Source organism: Microbacterium sp. LB12 (genome assembly GCF_037150835.1).
Classification (GTDB): Bacteria; Actinomycetota; Actinomycetes; order Actinomycetales; family Microbacteriaceae; genus Microbacterium.
This window is the reverse complement of the sequence record NZ_JBBCPF010000034.1, coordinates 1-1,302: the sequence shown is the minus strand read 5'-3', so window position 1 is coordinate 1,302 and position 1,302 is coordinate 1. Positions and strand designations below refer to the sequence as shown.

Genomic DNA, 1,302 nt, shown 5'->3' with positions numbered 1-1,302 from the left:
GGGAATGCTGAAGCTTCAGTTGACTCTGGGACTGCTTTGATCTGAGTGATCGGGGCAGGAAGGATGAAGTCATGCCGGTGAAGTTTTCAGAGGAGTTCAAGCGCGACGCGGTCGCTCTGGTCCTCACGCAGGGAATGTCGCAGAAGCAGGTCTGCGCGGATATGGGGATCTCGAAATCCGCGTTGCAAGCGTGGGTGCGCAACGCCGAGCTCGCCGGTCGCGGGATCGCGCCCGCAGCGTCGGGCGACATAGCCGGGCAGCGTGAACAGGCGAAGATGCTGAAGCGGATCCGCGAGTTGGAGATGGAGAACGAGATCCTCCGGAAGGCTGCGGCGTATCTGTCGCAGGCGAATCTTCGGATCGGATCCGCGTCCCCAAAATAGTGTTCCCGCTCGTCCGCGAACTGGCCGCGGCCGGCACCCGTTCCGGGGTGTCGGTCGCGGTGGCGTGCAGGGTCCTTGGCTTCTCGAAGCAGGCGTATTATCAGTGGCTGCGTAAGCCACTCAGCGATCGCGACTGGGACGAGGCGCATCTGATCAACGCCGCTCGTGACGTGTGGGACGAGGACCGCTGCCAGGGATACCGGCTCATCGCGGACGAGCTCATCGATAACGGCTGGGACGTGTCGGAACGCCGCGTCTGGCGGGTGTGTTCGCAGGAAGGCATGTTCTCGGCCGCGCACCGCCGCAAGGGCCGGAGGAAGCATCGCCGGCCAGGTCCTGCCGTGCACGATGACCTTGTGAATCGGGAGTTCACCGCGGATGCTCCGAACCGGTTGTGGCTGACGGACATCACCGAACACCGAACCGGTGAGGGCAAGGTGTATCTCTGCGCGGTCAAGGACGCGTTCAGCAACCGCATTGTGGGCTATTCGATCAGCGACCGGATGAAGGCGCGACTGGCCGTCGCCGCGCTTGAGGACGCCGTCGGACGCCGCGGGAACCCGGTCGGGGTGATCGTGCATTCGGACCGAGGCAGTCAATTTCGAAGCCGACGATTCCGGCGCACGCTGCGTCGCCACAAGCTTCGCGGATCGATGGGAAGAGTGGGCGCGTGCGCGGATAATGCTGCGATGGAGAACTGGTTCAGCTTGCTGCAGAAGAACGTGCTGAACCAGCACTCCTGGGCCACCCGCGAAGACCTCCGCCTCGCGATCGTGTACTGGATCGAAGCCCACTACCACCGACGACGACGTCAACGACGGCTCGGAAGATTGACCCCCGTCGAGTTCGAGACCATCATGAAAGACCCCGCCTGTCTGGCGGCATAAGGAAACGAGTCAACCAAAGGCTCAGCATTCCC

The 1,302-nt window shown here is 63.1% G+C and carries 1 protein-coding gene; it reads left to right on the top strand.

Annotation, left to right across the window (positions count from 1 at the left end; translation table 11 throughout):
• The first annotated feature begins 71 nt into the window (after positions 1-71).
• Positions 72-1,270 (top strand): IS3 family transposase gene (locus WFM69_RS19245; RefSeq protein WP_442928466.1). Its coding sequence is split into 2 segments (ribosomal slippage): positions 72-341 and positions 344-1,270, totalling 1,197 coding nucleotides; the frame shifts between segments, so codons are not numbered across the junction.
• Positions 1,271-1,302: the final 32 nt, after the last annotated feature.